This window comes from Mucilaginibacter sp. SMC90, from assembly GCF_022811725.1.
Taxonomy (GTDB): Bacteria; Bacteroidota; Bacteroidia; order Sphingobacteriales; family Sphingobacteriaceae; genus Mucilaginibacter.
Window position 1 is genome coordinate 2,007,244 of record NZ_CP094527.1, and the last position, 19,559, is coordinate 2,026,802.

12 protein-coding genes are annotated in these 19,559 nt (G+C 44.0%); 11 read left to right on the forward strand and 1 reads right to left on the reverse strand.

The annotated features are described in order from the left end of the window. Positions 1-243 precede the first annotated feature (243 nt). Positions 244-1,800, forward strand: coding sequence for a sodium:solute symporter (locus MTO98_RS08695; protein ID WP_243486259.1), 1,557 nt, complete (start codon positions 244-246; stop codon positions 1,798-1,800). Positions 1,801-1,812: 12 nt separating this feature from the next. Continuing rightward, positions 1,813-2,736, forward strand: coding sequence for a dihydrodipicolinate synthase family protein (locus MTO98_RS08700; RefSeq protein ID WP_243486260.1), 924 nt, complete (start codon positions 1,813-1,815; stop codon positions 2,734-2,736). 89 nt (positions 2,737-2,825) lie between these two features. On the opposite strand, the gene MTO98_RS08705 is transcribed toward MTO98_RS08700, so the two are convergent. Continuing rightward, on the reverse strand, positions 2,826-3,719 hold the full coding sequence (locus MTO98_RS08705; protein ID WP_243486261.1) for an AraC family transcriptional regulator: 894 nt from the start codon (positions 3,717-3,719) through the stop codon (positions 2,826-2,828). Between the two features lie 436 nt (positions 3,720-4,155). Between MTO98_RS08705 and MTO98_RS08710 the strand changes: the two genes are divergently transcribed. The 9 genes from MTO98_RS08710 (at position 4,156) to MTO98_RS08745 (ending at position 19,558) form a co-directional block, all read left to right on the forward strand. Further along, positions 4,156-4,821: a DUF3826 domain-containing protein gene (locus MTO98_RS08710; RefSeq protein WP_243486262.1), complete on the forward strand. Its 666-nt coding sequence runs from the start codon at positions 4,156-4,158 to the stop codon at positions 4,819-4,821. A 106-nt stretch (positions 4,822-4,927) separates the two neighbouring features. Then, positions 4,928-8,125 (forward strand): TonB-dependent receptor, encoded by a 3,198-nt coding sequence (locus tag MTO98_RS08715; protein ID WP_243486263.1) that lies wholly within the window; start codon positions 4,928-4,930, stop codon positions 8,123-8,125. A 13-nt stretch (positions 8,126-8,138) separates the two neighbouring features. Further along, the gene (locus MTO98_RS08720) at positions 8,139-9,968 is read left to right on the forward strand and encodes a RagB/SusD family nutrient uptake outer membrane protein (RefSeq protein ID WP_243486264.1); all 1,830 of its coding nucleotides are present in this window, start codon (positions 8,139-8,141) and stop codon (positions 9,966-9,968) included. 59 nt (positions 9,969-10,027) lie between these two features. Then, complete coding sequence (locus tag MTO98_RS08725) at positions 10,028-11,689, forward strand: polysaccharide lyase family 1 protein (protein WP_243486265.1); 1,662 nt, start codon at positions 10,028-10,030, stop codon at positions 11,687-11,689. A 171-nt stretch (positions 11,690-11,860) separates the two neighbouring features. Beyond that, positions 11,861-11,986, forward strand: coding sequence for a hypothetical protein (locus MTO98_RS34245; protein ID WP_256464368.1), 126 nt, complete (start codon positions 11,861-11,863; stop codon positions 11,984-11,986). Further along, entirely contained in the window at positions 11,952-15,071 is a 3,120-nt protein-coding gene (locus MTO98_RS08730) for a DUF6298 domain-containing protein (RefSeq protein ID WP_243486266.1), read from the forward strand. The genes MTO98_RS34245 and MTO98_RS08730 overlap by 35 nt, the downstream gene beginning before the upstream one ends. 322 nt (positions 15,072-15,393) lie before the next feature. Then, positions 15,394-16,779, forward strand: a complete 1,386-nt coding sequence (locus MTO98_RS08735; RefSeq protein ID WP_243486267.1) for a glycoside hydrolase family 140 protein — start codon at positions 15,394-15,396, stop codon at positions 16,777-16,779. Beyond that, positions 16,780-17,730: a glycoside hydrolase family 43 protein gene (locus tag MTO98_RS08740; protein WP_243486268.1), complete on the forward strand. Its 951-nt coding sequence runs from the start codon at positions 16,780-16,782 to the stop codon at positions 17,728-17,730. Further along, positions 17,723-19,558, forward strand: a complete 1,836-nt coding sequence (locus tag MTO98_RS08745) for an exo-alpha-sialidase (protein ID WP_243486269.1) — start codon at positions 17,723-17,725, stop codon at positions 19,556-19,558. The genes MTO98_RS08740 and MTO98_RS08745 overlap by 8 nt, the downstream gene beginning before the upstream one ends. Position 19,559 lies beyond the last annotated feature (1 nt).

Below are 19,559 nucleotides of genomic sequence, written 5' to 3' on the forward strand. Positions count from 1 at the left end.
TTTCTGCGTTTTGCTTGTCGATCGCAGAAACACACCCCTGCTGCCGCTCTTTCCGCCGCGCCCCTTCTCAAGAGGGGATTTTTAAAATCTCTTGTTTAATTAATCCCGCCGCCGCTCGGCTCTGAAGATAATATCCTACAATAGCAAGCGAAAATATTACAGTAAAGGCTAACCACGGTACGTTACATTTGTTATACAATTTTAAACCATAATACTAAATTTACTGTACCACCCGATTAACGCATGAAAGTGTTGCCTGTGTTAGATTTTACCATTATAGGTATTTACCTTATAGCCATGGTGCTGGTTGGATTTTATTTTTCGCGTAAAAATAAAAATGCCGAGCAGTTCACCGTTGCATCTGGGTTGATACCGGGCTGGGCCATCGGATTATCCATTTATGCCACTTTTTTAAGCAGTAACACCTTTTTAGGCGTACCGGGTAAAGCCTACGGCGGCAACTGGAACGCTTTTGTATTTAGCTTATCCATGCCATTTGCAGCCTGGATAGCGGTTAAATATTTTATACCATTTTACCGCAATACCGGCAACATCTCCGCTTATACGCACTTTGAAAAACGCTTTGGTCCCTGGGCAAGGGTTTATGCGGTTATATGCTTTTTGCTTACGCAGATTGCCCGCATGGGATCTGTATTTTTCGGCATCGCGCTGAGCCTGCAGGCACTTACCGGCTTGTCTATGAAGACCATCATGATAGTAATGGGCATCTCCATTATCCTGTATACCGTATCCGGCGGCATCAAAGCCGTGATCTGGACAGAGGTGGTACAGGCCATTATCAAAACTTTAGGAGCCTTGCTCATCATTTATTTGGTGGTAAGCAGCATTCCCGGCGGCTTTGATAAGATCGTAGAAATTGGTAAAGCCGATCATAAATTCAGCCTGGGCAGTTTCTCGCTTAATTTAACTGAGCCAACATTTTGGGTGATCTTGTTCTATGGTTTTTTCATCAATCTCAACAACTTCGGGATGGATCAGAACTATATTCAGCGTTATCATGCGGCTACATCTACCAAACAGGCTGCCAAATCGGTATGGCTTTGCGTTGGTATTTATGTGCCTGCATCTTTCCTTTTTTTTGTAATAGGCTCATGCTTATATGCTTACTACAGCCAGCACCCCGATCTGATATTAAGCCTTAAACATCAGGTAGCTGTTGAACGTTTGCCTGCAACGGCTTCGGCAAATGAGGTTGCAGCATTCATGGGTAAACTTACACCTGCCGATTATGGTGATAAGATCATGCCGCATTTTATAGTCACCAAAATTCCCGCAGGCCTGGTTGGTATTATCGTTGCAGCCATTTTATCTGCAGCCATGAGCACCATTAGTTCGGGCATGAATTCATCGGCTACCGTTTTCACTATCGATATCTACAAAAGATATTTTAAACCGCAGCTCAACGAAAAAAATACATTGAATGCCTTGCATATAGGCACTGTGCTTTTCGGGTTTGCAGGCATGGCGGCAGGCATAGCTATGATAGGGGTAAAAAGCATCCTCGATTTATGGTGGCAGCTTTCGGGGATTTTCGCTGCCGGTATGCTCGGCCTATTTTTGCTTGGTATCATCAGCAGGCAAACCCGTAACCACGAGGCTATTATTGCCAGCATTATAGGTGTTTTGGTGATCCTTTGGCTTACTTTTCCGGCCATCATCCCCGAACAATACGCCGCTCTTCGTAGTACGCTGAATACTAATATGATCATTGTTGCAGGTACACTCGCTATATTTTTAACAGGGATCTTTTTAACCAAAACAAGGCAGTTAACAGTTTAATTTAATCATCAAATGGAACAATCAAAAAAGGGTTTTATCCCGGTAATGTTAACGCCTTTTAAAGATAACGGTGCGGTTGATTATGTAGCACTTACCCGTCTTACTGAGATGTACCTGCATGCCGGTGCCGCCGGTGTATTTGCCAATTGCCTGTCGAGCGAAATGTTTGAACTGAGCGGCGAAGAGCGCCTGGCAATAATTAAACACGTGGTTGAAACTGTCGACGGTGCTGTTCCGGTTGTGGCCACCGGTACCTTTGGCGGGCCGATTGAAAAGCAAGCCGATTTTATAAAGAGGGTATATGATACAGGCACTTCGGCGGTAATAGCCATTACAAGTTTACTGGCCGATGTCAATGAGCCGAATACTGCACTTAACGATCGCGTATTTGACCTTTTCGATCAAACTGAAAATATCCCTTTAGGTTTTTACGAATGCCCCGTGCCATACAAAAGGTTATTATCTCCAGAACAGCTTCATCATTTTGCAGCAACCGGCAGGGTAATATATCATAAAGATACTTGCCTTAACCTGGAGGTAGTAAAACAGAAACTGGAGGCAAGCAAAATTAATCCGGCGTTTGGTTTGTACGATGCTTACATGGTTCATGCGGTTGAATCGTTAAAAGCTGGTTCGGCAGGATTGTCATGTATTCAGGGTAATTTTTTCCCGGAGCTTATTGTTTGGTTATGTGATCATTATGCCGATGCATCGCGCCAGCATGAGGTGGCAATGGTACAGGAGTTTTTAACTGAAAATATGGATGTTATGCATAATGTTTATCCGGTTATTGCTAAATATTATCTTACCAAACGGGGGTTGAAAATAAATACCACAACCCGCCGTGATGTTGGCTATTTTTCGCCGGCCATCCGCAATAAAATAGAAGATCTGTACATCAATTATACCACGCTTCAAAGCGAGATAGGTATTTAATTAGTCTTAAGTCGAAAGTCTAAGGTAAGAAGTCATGCTTTTCTATTTTTACTTTAGACTTCAGGCTAAAAACTTAAGACTTAGTAAAATCAAGCAGAAATTGCCTGCTTTTGTCCTTTAATATAGCGACGTTTATATTCAAGAGGGGTCATGCCGGTCACTCTTTTAAAGTGGCGGTAAAAATTTGAAATGTTGTTATAGCCGCATTCAAAGCACAAAACTTCGGTAGGCAACTTATCTTCAATCAAAAATCGGCAGGCATGACTGATCCTGATCTCGGTTAAAAAATCAAAGTATGTTTTCTTGGTCATCAGCTTAAAATACCGGCAAAATGAAGTAACACTCAGGTTGCCGATTGCCGCTATTTTTTCGAGACTGATCTCCTGTTTGTAGTTGGCCAGTGTGTATGAACATACATTATTTAAGCGAATTGTATCCGATTCGTTGGATTGATGAAAATCGCTGTGCGATAACGTAATTGGTTCAAAATCTTCATTTTCGGCTAACACTTTCAATATTGAAAGCAGGATAATGATCCTGTCGAGGTTGGTAGCTTCTGCCGCCTGGCGCATCAGTTTGGCAAGTTCGGTTTTTGCTTCGCCTTTAATTACCATTCCGCTTTTGGCCTTTTCAAAAAGCTTGGGCAACATGAAAGCTTCGGGTAAATTTAACAAATAACGGCCAAGGCAGTCGGGCAAAAAATGGATCACGATTACCTCAACATTCAATCCCGAATCGGGTAAAAAATATTCATCCTTGCATCGCCAGCAGTGTGGAAGCGCCTCTCCAAGCAGTGTAATTTCGCCGGGCGAAAAATTGCTGATATTATCACCAATAAACCTAACCCCTTCGCCCTTTATTACGTAGTGTAATTCAAGCTCAGGATGGTAATGCCAGATGCCGCGGAAGGTGGGCAAAATATCATGCCGTATACTGAATGAATTTTGCGGTTTTACCGCAACCTTGAGAAAATGGGGCTTCATTTTGCAAAAATCAATAAAGGTTAGCAGGTGAGCGGACAATTAAGTATGCGCCGCGCTGGTTTATATTTTTAAAAGTAACAATTTTTAATCAAACCCAATTTGCGGTAATGTAATTTTCTTTTGACAGAAATTTAGCTTTACAGGAAAAATGGGTTATGGTAAGATTGTATAATAAATAGATAAATACAAATAGGAAACGCAAAGGCTAACCATTGATATTTGTTAAAGCAACTTGTAAATCGGGCTGCGGGATACCAGGAAATATAAACCAATAAAATTAATTACACTTTTTATCAGGCTTTTAGAACTGACATGATTTTAACATTTAATTAATTGTGATGTAAACAATTAATTGCTTAAAAAAACGGCAGGATACTATAAAATTTAGAAGCACTTTTTATAAGCTGTGAAAATAATTTAACCAATTGAACTAACCATGAAGCATCTAAAATACATAGCGATATTATTATTATCAGTTGCAGGAAATGCCGCTTTTGCACAAGCACCTGCCGATAACAATTATATAAAGGTGATAACCGACCGCTCAAGCAAAATTGTTACGGCGGCTGGTATTACCGATTCGGTGAAATTTAAGAAAGTTCGTGACATTTTGGTTGCCCAATACAGCGATTTGAATACCATTTATGATGCCCGTAAAACAAAAGTAAACGATATTAAAACGCAATTGCAGGATGATAAAGCAGGTGCCAATGCAAAAATTGCCATTATAGATAGTGACGTAGTAAAGCAGGTTAAAGTTTTGCATGTATCATATATCAACAAGCTGAACAAAGAATTAAATGCAGATCAGGTTGATAAAATAAAAGACGGGATGACCTACCGCATTTATCCTATCACCTATACCGCCTATCAGGACGAGATACCCAACCTAACCGAAGAGCAAAAAGGTAAGATCAAAGGATGGCTGCTCGAAGCACGTGAAAATGCTATAGATGCCGAATCTGCCGAAAAAAAACATGCCTGGTTTGGCAAGTTTAAAGGCCGCATTAATAATTATCTGTCTGCACAGGGCTATGATATGAAAAAGGAGGGTGAAGAATGGCAAAAACGGATCAAAGAGCGGCAGGCCGCTAAACAATAATAGTACTAACCTAATATCCTCCTGGTAAAATGTGAGAAGTTAAACCAGGAAAACCAATTTATAACCAATTAATTAACCTGATCATGAAATTTAATTTATCACGTTTATGAGAAAAATTTTCCTCTTATTTTCGGTGCTGTTTTTAATAAGCGCTGCGCTAAAGGCCCAGGACCGGACCATAACCGGTACGGTGACGGATGAAAAGGGTATTTCCCTGCCCGGAGTTTCTATCCAGGTAAAGGGCGGTACCTCCGGCACTGTCACTAATGCCGACGGTAAGTATTCTATTAAAGCAACAAACCTGCAAACTATAGTAATTGGGGCAAAATTTCTGGGGTATAATTACCAGGAAAAGGCCTTACGGATTGGCGAAATGAATGCCGATTTTAAAATGGTTCCTGCACAAAATAGTCTCGACGAAGTTGTTGTAGTTGGTTACGGTACCCAAAAGAAGGTACATTTAACCGGTGCGGTGGCTCCCGTTGATATGAAGGCTATCCAGGATATTCCAACCACCAATCTTGCGGCTGCTTTAAGGGGCCAGTTACCCAACGTAAGTGTTACAGGAGGTACAGCACGCCCGGGTGAAAACGCAACTATCCAGATCCGTAATCCAGTGTTTTTTGCTAAAGACGGTAAAACAGATCCTTTATATATCATTGATGATATACAAAGAACAATAACTGATTTTAACCTGCTTGATCAAAGCGAAGTAGAAAGCATTACGGTTTTAAAAGATGCCGCTGCCGCTATCTACGGTATTTTGGGCGCAAACGGCGTTATCATCGTTAAAACAAAACGTGGCCAGGCTGGTGCTCCAAAAGTTACTTACAGTGGTTCATACGGTATCTCTGATGCGGTTGAACTGCCTAAAATGATGTCGGGGTTACAACAGGCTACATACCTTAACGATTACGAGCAAACTAAAAATAATTATACCTTATCACCAACAGGCGTAATAGGCACCGGCACTGTAAAGGACGCTGCTTATTACAGCCCTGATGAGCTTGATTATTTTTCAAAAAACAGCTCCGATCACTTAAAAGAGGCCTGGAAATCATCATATATTACCCGCCATGCTTTATCGGTAAGCGGTGGTAATGATAAAGCTACCTATTTTGCAGGCGGTACTTATACTCAGCAAAACTCAAACTTTAAGGGGGCCAATACCAACAAGCTAACATTCAGGGCAAGTACTGATGCCCGTGTAGCCAACGGTTTAAAAGTAGGCTTGTCGGTTAGCGGTGCTACCTATTACAGCAAAAGATATTATTTTAAACAAGGTTCAGAGAGTTTAGATAATGACTTTAAATCGTTGCTGTCTATTCCGGAATTTCAACCTATGTATTACAACGGTTTACCCGTGCTGCAATCGTCAAATACAGGATCTTACGAAGGTGCCAATTTCTTCGAGGTGCAAAAACTTAACAACTACACTTCACAAAACACTACAACATTAAATATACTTGCTAACGCCGAGTATACCGTTCCTTTTATTAAAGGTTTGAAAGCTGTGGTGAGCTATAACCGAAATGTTAATAATGATTTCAGCAAACAATACGGTACTAAATACAACCTTTATTCATTCACCAATCTTGGCGAAAACAAACATATTGTTGGCGGTGATGTGCAAAGCATTATCTCTGCAAAAAATGGCGATATAGTAAGGTTTACACCCGGTTATACCAATGTTTACCAGGTAAACGGCTCATTAAACTATGCCAATAAATTTGGTAAGCATGATATATCGGCCATCGTATTGTTTGAGCAAAAACATGATTCGGCCGAAAGTTTAGCTGCTTCTCGTGAAAATACGCTTATTGGCGGGTTGGACAATATGCAGTTTGCTACAGGTGTACAGGCAACCGACCAGGCAAATGGTAAGGTTAACAAATTTGGCCGGTTGGCTTATGCAGGCCGTATCAATTACGCTTATGCCGATAAATACCTGCTTGAATTTTCTTTACGTGCAGATGCTAATAACAACTTTGCGCCCGGTCATCAATGGGGATACTTCCCTTCGGGCTCTTTGGGTTGGGTAATGTCTGAAGAAGGTTTCTTCAAAAATAATGTGAAGTTTGTCAACTTTCTGAAATTCCGCGGCTCTGTTGGTTTATTAGGTAACGACAGCTCAAAACCTTACCTGTACCAGGAAAACTATAAACTGGAAACAGGCAAAGGTGCTGTATTTGGAGGCAATAATGACAGGGGCAATACCTATGCGCCAAACATTGTAATTGCCAATGCCAACACTACCTGGGATAGTAACCTGAGCACTAACTTTGGTATTGACGCCCAGTTTTTGGATAGCCGCCTGTCATTAACTGCCGACGGATATTTTTCTCATCGTTACAACATGCTGTCTGCATTAACATCTTCGGTTTCGGTACTGATTGGTACTGCGCCGCCAACAGAAAATTTTGCATCAGTTAACACCTTTGGTTACGAAATTTCATTGGCCTGGAGAGACCATATCGGCAAAGACTTTACTTATAGTTTTAGCCCATTCCTGTCATGGTTTGATGATAAATATCTTAAAGTAGATCAGCCGCTGGGAAATGTTGGTACTTACCTTGATGCAAATGGCCAGCCGAGCGACCGCGGTGTATTTGGTTACCATTACCTCGGTATGATCCGCACACAAGAGCAGGCCGATCAGATCAAGGCATCTATGGCGGCCGCCGCGGGCGTTCAGCCGGATGCTGTGAGGATCAACGGTTTGGTGCCTGCTCCGGGTATGCTTTATTACCAGGACGTTCGCGGGCCAAAGGTTAACGGCCAATACACCGGCCCTGATGGCAAAATTGGCGAGGAAGATCAGGATTATCTGACTAATAAATCGGGCAACCACTACAGCTTAGGTTTAAATTTTGGTGGCGGTTACAAAGGTTTAAATCTTACCGTTACCATGGGGATGTCATTTGGCGGGCAGGCTTTGGTTGAAGGCGACGCAAGGGCGCTTGCAAAATCTACAGATAACCGCCCGGCATTTTGGGCCGATCATTGGACCCCGGATAACATAAATGCCGCTTATCCTGCGCCATATTATTCAGATTCTTATACGTTAACATCATCATTCTGGTACAGAAGTGCGTTTACTTTTAGGGTGAGCAATGCAAATCTGTCATATACATTTCCGGCTACTATTACCAAAAAAATGGGTATAGGAAGCTTGAAAGCATTTGTTGTGGCAACAAATCCATTCAATTTCTATAATCCGTTTGATTACAGGGATAATGCAACGGCTTATAACGTTTACCCTACGCTAAAAACAGTATCCTTTGGTTTAAATGTTGGTTTTTAATAATTGAAGCAAAATGAAGATCTATAAAATATTAATACCGGCGTTATGTTTAGCAACGGTATTCACCAGTTGTAAAAAAGTACTTAATAACGTTGATCAGGGTAATGCCGTAGCAGACCAGATATTTAACGATTCGACGTTGGCGGTGCTAAACTTAAACTATATCTACAATTCAAACATGCCTGATTGGGGCGGTGTTACCGGTGGCGCAATAAGCAGCCCTAACAGCTTATCTGAAGAGTCATATTCAGATACCAAATTTTTCAGGGGCACCCTTACTGTTGATGATGTGGGCGATATAGCAACATCTGTTAACATTGCAAACAACTATGGTAAAATCCGTTTTATCAACACCTTTATCCGTGACGTAAACGCAGGTACATTGCCCGTTGGAACAAAAAGGCGTTTGGTTGCTCAAGCCTTATTTTTACGCGCTTTCCGTTATTTTGACCTGGTGAGGTTATATGGCGGTGTGCCGCTTGTATTAACACCATTACAGGCAGTTGGCCAGGAAGCTAAAGATGCAGCCCTGCTGCCCCGCAACAAAACATCAGAATGTATCAAGCAGATTTCGGCCGATTTAGATAGCGGTATCATGTACCTGCCAAAAAAATGGGCATCCACTGCAGACTGGGGACGTATTACTGCAGGTGGTGCAGCTGCTTTTAAAGGCCGTGTACTTTTAACCTACGCCAGCCCTCAATTTGTAACTGCCGATGCAAGCGATCCTAACAATCCGGCATCAATCCCCGAACGTTGGGAAGCTGCTTATAATGCCAATGCACAGGCCATGAGTTTATTGCAGGCCGGGGGCTTTGGTTTGAATGCTTCATATGATAACATGTGGTTTACTGAAGTAAATAATCCTGAAGCGGTTATTGTTACAGGGTACAACAACTTTAATACGGATACTAAAAAGAACAATGGGTATGATAATGCAACCAGGCCGTCATATTTAGGAACAGGCGGAGGAAGTAACCAACCTACCTGGGAGTTTGTAAAAGTATATCCAATGAAGGATGGCAAGCTTCCTGCCGATTCGAAATACAGCTATTCAGACCAAACCTATTACCAAAACCGCGATCCGCGTTTTGATAAAACCATCGGTTACAATGGCTGTACATGGAATATCATCGGCAATCAGAATTACAGGTTGTGGACCTACTATTATAATGCTAACCTAAGCAAGCCAACCACATTTACAACTGTGGAGCCTAAGGCTTCTAATACAGGTTTTTATTGCCGTAAAGCAATTGATCCAAGCGTACTGCAAAGCAATGTACAATACTCTGGTACCGATTGGATGGAAATGAGGTATTCAGAAGTGATATTAAACCAGGCCGAATGTGCTGCTGCAACAAACCGCACTTCCGAAGCTTATGATTATTTAGTTCAGATCCGTAAACGTGCTGGTATTGAAGCAGGGGCGGATAATTTATACGGTTTAAAATCAGGTATGAGTGGTGCCGAGCTAATAAAAGCTATCATGTTTGAACGCGAAATTGAATTTGCGTTTGAAGGTAAACGTTTCTGGGACCTGCGCCGCCGCAAGTTATTTGCTACTACATTAAACGGCACTATCAGAACAGGGGTACAATGGAATATCAATTCGGCTACGGCACCCGTAAGTCTTACTACTTCGCCTTTTGTAGGCAGGGATGGTGTAACGGTAGACGATGCTTATCAATACCTTACTTTTAACAGTAAAAGCCTTGATAATGGTTACACCATTAACTGGCAAAACCAATATTATTTTTTCGGAATCCCAACATCATCAATTACCAATAATCCAAAACTGCAACAAAATGTAGGTTGGGGTGGTACGTTTGATCCGTTACAATAACAATTAACCGGACGACGGGCTATCCTGAATTTTACAAAAGAAGATTACCAATATAGAATATGAAAAAACACACAGCTTTATTTTTAGTAGCAGCGGCATTGGGTTTAGCTAAACCAGCTTTTGCCCAATACCCAGAGATACCGGAGAAGGTTAAAGCAGAGAGTGAAGCTTTGATTAAAGAGGCTACCCGTCGTTCAGATTCAGCATGGGCTGTTGCCCTGCCTATTATCCAGGCCGATCAGCGTCGCGGCAAGGTATATGTGCCGTGGGCTGCGCGTCCTACCGATTTGCCGCAGGCTAAGATCCCCGCATTCCCTGGTGCAGAAGGTGGTGGTAAATTTACTTTTGGCGGTCGTGGAGGTAAGGTATACGTAGTTACCAGTTTGGAAGATAACGGCCCTGGTACCCTGCGGGAAGCCTGCGAAAAAGGCGGAGCTCGGATCGTAGTATTTAACGTGGCGGGTATCATCAGGATCAAAACACCGATCATTGTAAGGGCTCCATATATTACCATTGAGGGGCAAACTGCCCCGGGCGATGGCGTTTGTATTGCCGGCGAGTCATTTTGGGTGAACACGCATGACGTTGTGATCCGCTACATGCGTTTCCGCCGTGGTGAAACCAATGTCGGTCGCCGTGATGATGCGTTAGGTGGTAATCCTGTTGGTAATATCATTGCCGATCACGTATCTGCAAGCTGGGGTTTGGACGAAAACTTTTCGATGTACCGCCACATGTTTGATCCGGGCGATGGCTCAAAAGAAGAGAAATTGGGTACTGTGAATATCACCATTCAAAACTGTATCTACTCCGAATCATTGGATTACTGGAACCACGCTTTCGGTTCAACTACCGGTGGCGAAAACAGCTCATTGATGCGTAACCTTTGGGCAGATAACACTGGCCGTAACCCATCTGTAGGTTGGAACGGTGTATACAACTTTGTAAATAACGTGGTATTTAACTGGCATCACCGCTCAATGGATGGCGGCGATTATACCACCAATTACAACGTGATCAATAACTACTTTAAACCCGGACCGGTTACGCCTAAAGACGAACCGGTGGGTCACCGCATCCTGAAACCGGAATCGGGTAGGAGCAAGCTGAAAGAAAAATTCTTTGGTCGTGTTTATGCATCAGGCAATATCATGGAAGGTTATCCTGAAGTTACCAAAGATGCATGGAACGGCGGCATCCAGGTTGAAGGCCCGGGTGGTAAAGAATTGCCCGATGCTGGCCAGTACAAGGATTACATGAAATCTAATGAGCCGTTCCCTATGCCTTCAATGACTATCCTATCGGCAAAAGATGCCTTTAAATTTGTTGTTGCAAATGCAGGTGCAACCTTGCCAAAACGCGATGCTGTTGATGTGCGCATCACCGAACAGGTACGTACCGGTAAGATCACCTACAAGGATATGGAAACCGATACTGCTTACCAGTTTAAAGTGCGTAAATTACCTAAAGACTCGTACAAACTGGGGATCATCACTGCCCCATGGCAGGTTGGCGGTTATCCTGAATACAAAGGCACACCTTACAAAGATTCGGACAAAGATGGTTTGCCTGATGATTGGGAAACAGCTCATGGCCTTAACCCTAAAGATGGCAAAGACTCGGCCCTGCCTGCAAAAAATGGTGGTGGTTATACCAATATCGAAGTATATTTAAATACAATAGCCGCTAAAGGCGAAAAGAAACTGGCTACTTTAAAATAAAGAAATATTAGAAGCTCGAAGTCATTAGTACCGTTTATAAAAATCGTTGCCGTTGGTTTTAACCAACGGAATAATAAACGGAACCAAGGGGCTTTAGCCCAAATGCCGCTTGAATAATTAGGCTAAAGCCCGGGTTTTTGCTTCTATAACCGTTGGTTAAAACCAACGGCAATGAAAAAAATAACATTTTTAACAACTGCTAATAATGCGGGGATTGAGGTTTACAAGGATTTATATTTGGGTTGGTTTAATGACTGGGGGGATGCTTATGCATTCCCCCTTATTTGCACAGGATAAGAAAAAAGCCCCTAAGCCACAGCCTCCTGTTGCTGCCGATAAAAACGGCAAGCTAAAATACGCGGTAGCCCCCAATGGCGACCGCATTCCTGATTATTCATATTGCGGGTATATGGCTTCTGAAAAGCCTATCCCATTTGTGCCTGTAAAAGTTGTGGTGCCTGTAAAAGCCGGTGATGCTACATTAAGGATCCAGGCCGCTTTAGATTATGTGGCCGGTTTACCCGCCGATAAAGATGGTTTTCGTGGAGCAGTATTGCTCAATAAAGGCAAATACCAGGTTAATGGTAGCCTCAAAATAAATGGTTCAGGCGTGGTTTTACGCGGGAATGGGGTGGGAGCTAATGGTACCATCTTATTTGCCGCCGGAACGGACAGGGAAACATTTATCCATGTTGCTGGTAAAAACGACCGGCAAACATCCAAAGAAATTAAAATTGCCGATGCTTATGTACCGGTAAATGCCAATACCCTGCATATAGCAGACGGCGCAAATATTAAAACCGGCGATCTGGTTTTAATTCACCGCCCAAGTACACAGGCATGGATCAATGCCATTAAAACCGACCATTTTGGCGGAGATTTAACCGCTTTAGCCTGGAAACCAGGCGAGCGTGATATTTACTGGGACAGGAAAGTAATTGCTGTGGATGGTAACTCGGTGACCCTTGATGCACCGCTTACCACAGCTTTAGATACAGCCTATGGGGGCGGCTTAATAGCCTCTTACCAATGGCCCGGCAGGATTGCACATGTTGGTATCGAAAACTTAAAACTCCAATCTGCTTATAATACCGCTAATGCTGCTTATAATACCGCTAATGCTAAAGATGAGGCCCACCGCTGGATGGCTATCACCATGGAAAACGTGAGTGATGCCTGGGTACGCCAGGTAACATTTGAGCATTTCGCAGGTTCGGCGGTATTTGCTGGTACTACGGCTAATCGTGTTACGGTTGAGGATTGTAAATCGCTTGCGCCGGTTTCGGAAATAGGGGGGCAGCGCCGTAATACATTCCTTACTATGGGCGGACAAAATCTTTTTCAGCGTTTGTATTCTGAGCAGGGTTTTCATGATTTTGCAACCGGCTATTGCGCACCGGGGCCAAATGCCTTTGTACAATGTATGTCGGTAGGTTCGTTGGGCTTTAGCGGTGGTATAGATAGCTGGGCATCTGGTGTTTTGTTCGATATTGCTAACATCGACGGCCAACCGTTGAGCTATATGAATCGCGGACAGGACGGGCAGGGTGCCGGATGGAGCGCTGCCAACAGCCTGTTCTGGAATTGTACCGCAGCGCGGGTTGATAATTACCAGCCGCCAACTGCTCAAAACTGGGCCTTCGGTACCTGGGCGCAATTTGCCGGCGATGGCTATTGGAGCACACCAAACAGCACCATAAGCCCAAGAAGTTTTTACTATGCGCAACTGGCTAACCGATTAAATAAAGATGTAAGCAAACAAGCCGATATCTTATATCCGGCTACTGAACCTTCAAGCAGCCCGACTGTTGAACAGGCAGCCGAGCTAATGGCCGCTGCACGTAAACCCGCAGTAACTATCAGCAACTGGATAGATCAAGCATCTAAAAGAAATTCGATTAGCGTATCATCTGCAAATGCTAAAACCATTGATGAAATAGGATATAAAAATGCAGCAACTGTGGCATTAGCTCCAAAGATGGCCGTTACCAACGGTTGGTTAACCCGTGGCAATGTGGTATTAACAGGCAGGCATTTTGAAACCCCGTGGTGGAGCGGCACTGTACATCCCGATTATACCGAAAAGGAAGCCAAACCGGCCATCTCCCGCTGGGTACCCGGTCAAACAGGTACCGGTTTAACTGACGATTTAAATTCAGTTACCGATTGGATGAGGAAAGATAATATCGTGGTATTTGAGCATAATTACGGCTTGTGGTATGATCGCCGTCGAGATGATCACGAGCGCATCCGCAGGATGGATGGCGATGTTTGGGCACCATTTTATGAACTGCCATTCGCCCGTAGCGGTAAGGAACTGGCTTACGATGGATTGAGCAAATACGATTTGACCAAATATAACACCTGGTACTGGAACCGCCTTAAACAGTTTGCCGACCTGGCCGATCAGAAAGGCCTGGTGCTGGTCCACCAAAACTATTTTCAGCATAACATTATTGAAGCAGGTGCGCATTACACCGATTTTCCATGGCGCACGGCAAACAATATCAACGGCACGGGTTTCCCCGAGCCTGTACCTTACGCCGGCGATAAACGCCAGTTTATGGCCGAGCAGTTTTATGACGAAACCGACCCGGCAAGGCGTAAGCTTCACATTGCCTACATCAATAAATGTATGGACAATTTCGCCGGCAATACCGGGGTGATCCAGCAGATAGGGGCAGAATTTACCGGTCCGCTGCATTTTATGAAGTTTTGGGTTGAAACCATTAAACAGTGGGAGACCACCCATAAAAAGAAACAGATAATAGCCCTGAGCGCTACTAAAGACGTACAGGATGCTATTCTTGCTAACCCTGCAACGGCTTCGGTTATTAACTTAATAGATATCCGTTATTGGTACTACCAGGCCAACGGAACGGCTTATGAACCAATCGGTGGCCAAAGTCTGGCTCCGCGCCAGCAAGCACGCATCTTTAAACCAAAGGCGTCGTCGTTTGAACAGGTTTACCGTGCAGTACATGAGTATCGTACCAAATACCCGGATAAGGCGGTGTTGTTTTCTGCCGATGATTATGACCATTTTGGCTGGGCGGTATTCATAGCCGGGGGATCATTACCCGTGCTGCCTGCCACAACCAATAAAGCTTTCCTGACTGATGCAAGCAGTATGAAACCGGTTGATCTGCCCGGTTCGCCTAAAGATCAATGGGCTTTGGCTTCATCAAAAGGATACATAGTTTACAGCAACGGCGGTGGGATTCATCTTGATCTATCAACTGGTATCAGCTACAAAGCACAATGGGTCGACCCGAAAACCGGTGAGCTTTTACCTGGTGACGAAACGATAAAAGGTGCTGCTAATACAGAAATTAAAGGACAACGGAACGGGGCTGCTATTTTGTGGCTGAGCCGGAATTGATGCCGCGCATGGTCAAGCGTCCACGCTTGAGTGTTGGCTTAATCTGAGCGTCCACACTCCTGTAAAATATATGGAATGTAAGCGTGGACGCTTACTTTGGGTATAGTTCAAGCGAAGGACGCTTTAACTTGCGAGATGTATAAGAAAATGTCATTTCGATAGAGCAGAGGGGGCAGAGTGCAGGGGCGAAAGAGAAATCTTATACGCCACGCAAATTTGTAATGGATGGTGTAAGGCAGGACGTAAAAGATTTCTCCTCACGCAGCTGCACATTCCTAATTGTTCGTCGAAATGACAATTGATTTTTAATTGTTACTATTTTATGCTTAAAAAATCTACCATACTAATTGCCATTGCCTGTTTGTTTTTTGCATTCAAAAGCAATGAGACAACCATGCCCCATTTAAGCATATCCAACAACCACCGCTATTTCATGGCTGGCGATAAACCATTTTTTTGGCTTGGTGATACCGGTTGGCTGCTGTTCTCCAAATTGAAAAGGGAAGAAGCCGAGCAATATCTTGATATCCGCAGCAAACAGGGCTTTAATGTGATCCAGGTGATGGTAGTGCACAGCATTAAAGAAACCAATGCCTACGGCGATTCGGCCCTGAGCAATAAAAATATCACTCAACCAAAAACAACTCCCGGCAGCACTTTTGGTAAAGGAAATGAGTATGATTATTGGGATCATATCGACTGGATCATTACCAAAGCCGCCGAAAAAGGATTATACGTTGCACTGGTACCCGTTTGGGGATCGGTTGTAAAAGAAAGCCATATCGGTGCTGAAAAAGCGAAAGCATACGCCGAATTTTTAGCGAAAAGATACCGTGACCGTCTGAATGTGATCTGGATGAATGGCGGTGATATAGCCGGTTCAGATTCATTAAAAACCTGGAATGCTATTGGTAATACGCTGCATGATGTGGATGGAACGCACCTCATTACCTATCATCCACGTGGGCGTACACAATCATCCAAATGGTTTCATAATGAAAGCTGGTTAGATTTTAATTGCTTCCAGTCCGGCCATCGTACCTACGTGCAGGATACCTCGAAAAAAGATTTAAAATACGGCGAAGACAACTGGCGCTATGTGGAAACAGATTACAACCTATCGCCCGCAAAGCCAACGCTTGATGCCGAGCCATCCTACGAAAAAATCCCTCACGGCCTGCACGATATAAAACTACCCCGCTGGACAGCCGCCGATGTAAGGCGTTATGGCTACTGGTCGGTTTTTGCCGGGGCCTGCGGATATACTTATGGGGATAACGACGTAATGCAAATGCACAAGCCAACAGATAAAGGCAGCGCGTACGGCTCAAAAGGCTACTGGTATAATTCGGTTAACGACCCCGGTGCAAAGCAGATGGTTTATTTGAAAAAACTGATGCTATCGCGCCCTTATCTGGATCGTGTGCCTGATCAATCATTAATTGCAGGTAACAATGGCGAAAAGTATAAGAGGTTGATCGCCACCCGAGGCAAAAACTACGCGTTTGTATATACCTATACCGGTGTGCAGATCAATATTAATGCCGATAAACTGGAGGGTTCAAAACTAAAAGCATCCTGGTACAACCCGCGCAATGGGCAAACTACCGCTATCGGAACCTTCGCGAAAGCAAAAACAATCAAATTTAAACCACCCGGCAAAGTATCAAACGGTAACGACTGGGTGCTCATTATTGATGCGATATAAGTGAACAGGATAATTAAACATATCACCCTATTATTAGCCATTGCGTTGATGTTTTCATGCAGGGTCAGTAAAAGCGTATACCTTTTTACATCGTTTCATGAGCCGGCCGATGAAGGTCTGCGCTTCTTGTACAGCTATGACGCTTATCACTGGAATGCAATAGACCACATTTTCATTAAACCCGAAGTTGGCGATGCGAAGATCATGCGCGACCTATCCATCGCCCAGGGACCTGATGGTACATATCATTTGGTATGGACAACCGGGTGGAAAAACGATAAAGGTATTGGTTATGCCAGTTCAAAAGACCTGATCCACTGGTCGGCCGAAGAGCATATTGAAGTAATGGCTAACGAGCCAACCGCGGTGAATGCCTGGGCCCCGGAGCTGTTTTATGATGATGAAAATAAGTATTTCATTATCGTTTGGGCTTCTACTGTACCGTTCCGCTTTCCGAAAGGGCAGGAAGATGAGAACAATAACCATCGCCTGTACTACACTGTAACCAAAGATTTTAAAACTTTCAGTCCCTCAAAGCTTTTCCTTGATCCGGGTTTTAGTGTGATTGATGCAGAGATCGTAAAGCGGGCCAAAAATGATTATGCGCTGGTGATGAAAGATAACACCCGGCCAAACCGCAATATTCTTGTGGCGTTTAGCAACAATCCTTTAGGGCCTTACAGTAACTATACGCCAAGGTTTACCGAACCCTTCAGCGAAGGCCCCAGCATGACCAAAGCAGGCGATAACTGGCTCATCTATTATGATTCGTACCGCTTAAAAAGATATGGCGCTATGCGCACAACTGATTTTAAAACTTTTACCGACCTGGCCGATAGCGTAAGCGTACCCGTAGGGCACAAGCACGGTACCATATTTAAAGTCACCAAAAAACAGCTTGCGCAGCTTTTACAGGCGGTCGGGCAAAGCAAAGGAGCTAAACATGAATAAGTTCATCATCATATTGTTTTTTATATCGATGGCCGGGGTAGCCAATGCACAGGATACTGTGCATTACAGCGGCAATACGGTTGCTAATGTCGATTATCATCACGGGCAGTTAACCCCGGTGATAGGTGCGCACAGCAAACAGATTTTTAGGGCCAATCGTGAGCACCCTGAACTGGCCGATGGCTTTGGTTTTACCTACAACCATGCCCCAATGCTGGCTTATTGGAACAATACATTTTATGTTGAGTACCTGAGCGATAAAGTGGGCGAAAGCGTGCCACCAGGCCAAACCCTGCTCATGACGTCAAAAGATGGAGAAGTATGGTCGAAACCTACCGTGGTTTTTCCTCAATATAAAATACCTGATGGTACTACTAAAGAGGGACATCCCAGCGTGGCGAAAGACCTATATTCGGTGATGCATCAGCGTATGGGCTTTTACACTTCTAAGTCAAAACGCCTGTTGGTTTTGGGTTTTTATGGTATTTGTTTAGATGGTCATGATGATCCGAATGATGGCTTAGGCATTGGTCGTGTGGTACGTGAAGTATTACCGAATGGCAAATTCGGGCCGGTCTACTTCATCCACTATAACCCAAAATGGAACGAAAAGAATACCTCATATCCTTTTTACAAAACCAGTAAGGACAAAGGTTTTGTGCAGGCCTGCGATGAGTTGATGGCCAACCCGCTGATGATGATGCAATGGGTTGAGGAAACCGACCGGAAAGATCCGTTAATCCCGTTACATAAGGATTATAAAGCATTTAACTTTTATCACCTGCCCGATGGCCGCGTGGTTGGTTTATGGAAATACGCGCTTACTGCCATCAGTACCGATAACGGCAAAACATGGCCGACAAATGCTTCCCGTGCACCGCGTTTTGTAACTGCCAATGCCAAGATCTGGGGGCAGCGTACATCCGACGGTAAATATGCTACGGTTTACAACCCTTCGGAGTTTCGCTGGCCGCTGGCATTATCGGTAAGCAAGGATGGATTGGATTATACCAACCTGCTGCTGGTTAACGGTGAGATCACCACCATGCGTTACGGCGGTGCTTATAAATCATATGGCCCGCAATATACACGGGGCATTGAAGAAGGGAACGGTATCCCGCCGGATGGCAAACTTTGGGTAACCTACAGCATGAACAAGGAGGATATCTGGGTATCATCGATCCCGGTACCGGTCACCGAAAAAGCGGATGCGCATGCTAATGAGGTTTTTAATCAGCTGACTGCCGGCAAAGAATTGGAGAAATGGAACACCTACAGCCCGCAATGGGCTCCCGCAGGTATCGATAAAGCCCCAGATGGTGAACGTGCTTTGACGCTAAAAGACGGCGACCCTTTTGATTTTGCCAAAGCTGAGCGGATTGTGCCTGTTTCAAAAAAATTAATGACCGATTTTACCATCACCACCGGGCAAAACAACACCGGTATGCTGGATATTGAATTTCAGGATGAAAAAGGTACTGCCGCTATCAGGCTTACGCTGGATTCGGTAGGGCAATTCAGGACGAAGGCCGGGTATCGCAACAAAAACTTTATGAAATATGAAGCCGGTACCCAATATCATGTGGTGATCAAACTGAATACCGATACCCGTTTTTATACTGTAAATGTAAACGGCAAGGACGTGCTTACCGGGCTATTTTTTGCGCCGGTGCTGAGCGTAAACCGGGTGGTATTCCGTACCGGGGATATCAGAAGGTTCCCGGATGCCGATACACCTACCGACCAGGATTTCGACCGGCCAAATGCCGGGGAAGCCGCAAAGCAAGCTGTTTTCTATATCAAATCATTTAAAACAAGTAATTATTAAT

Coding starts and splice junctions, on each gene's coding strand:
- MTO98_RS08745 (WP_243486269.1), top strand. CDS start 17,723: ATGAATAAGTTCATCATCATATTGTTTTTTATATCGATGGCCGGGGTA.
- MTO98_RS08715 (WP_243486263.1), top strand. CDS start 4,928: ATGAGAAAAATTTTCCTCTTATTTTCGGTGCTGTTTTTAATAAGCGCT.
- MTO98_RS08720 (WP_243486264.1), top strand. CDS start 8,139: ATGAAGATCTATAAAATATTAATACCGGCGTTATGTTTAGCAACGGTA.
- MTO98_RS08695 (WP_243486259.1), top strand. CDS start 244: ATGAAAGTGTTGCCTGTGTTAGATTTTACCATTATAGGTATTTACCTT.
- MTO98_RS34245 (WP_256464368.1), top strand. CDS start 11,861: ATGAAAAAAATAACATTTTTAACAACTGCTAATAATGCGGGGATTGAG.
- MTO98_RS08705 (WP_243486261.1), bottom strand. CDS start 3,719: ATGAAGCCCCATTTTCTCAAGGTTGCGGTAAAACCGCAAAATTCATTC.
- MTO98_RS08735 (WP_243486267.1), top strand. CDS start 15,394: ATGCTTAAAAAATCTACCATACTAATTGCCATTGCCTGTTTGTTTTTT.
- MTO98_RS08725 (WP_243486265.1), top strand. CDS start 10,028: ATGAAAAAACACACAGCTTTATTTTTAGTAGCAGCGGCATTGGGTTTA.
- MTO98_RS08710 (WP_243486262.1), top strand. CDS start 4,156: ATGAAGCATCTAAAATACATAGCGATATTATTATTATCAGTTGCAGGA.
- MTO98_RS08700 (WP_243486260.1), top strand. CDS start 1,813: ATGGAACAATCAAAAAAGGGTTTTATCCCGGTAATGTTAACGCCTTTT.
- MTO98_RS08730 (WP_243486266.1), top strand. CDS start 11,952: ATGCTTATGCATTCCCCCTTATTTGCACAGGATAAGAAAAAAGCCCCT.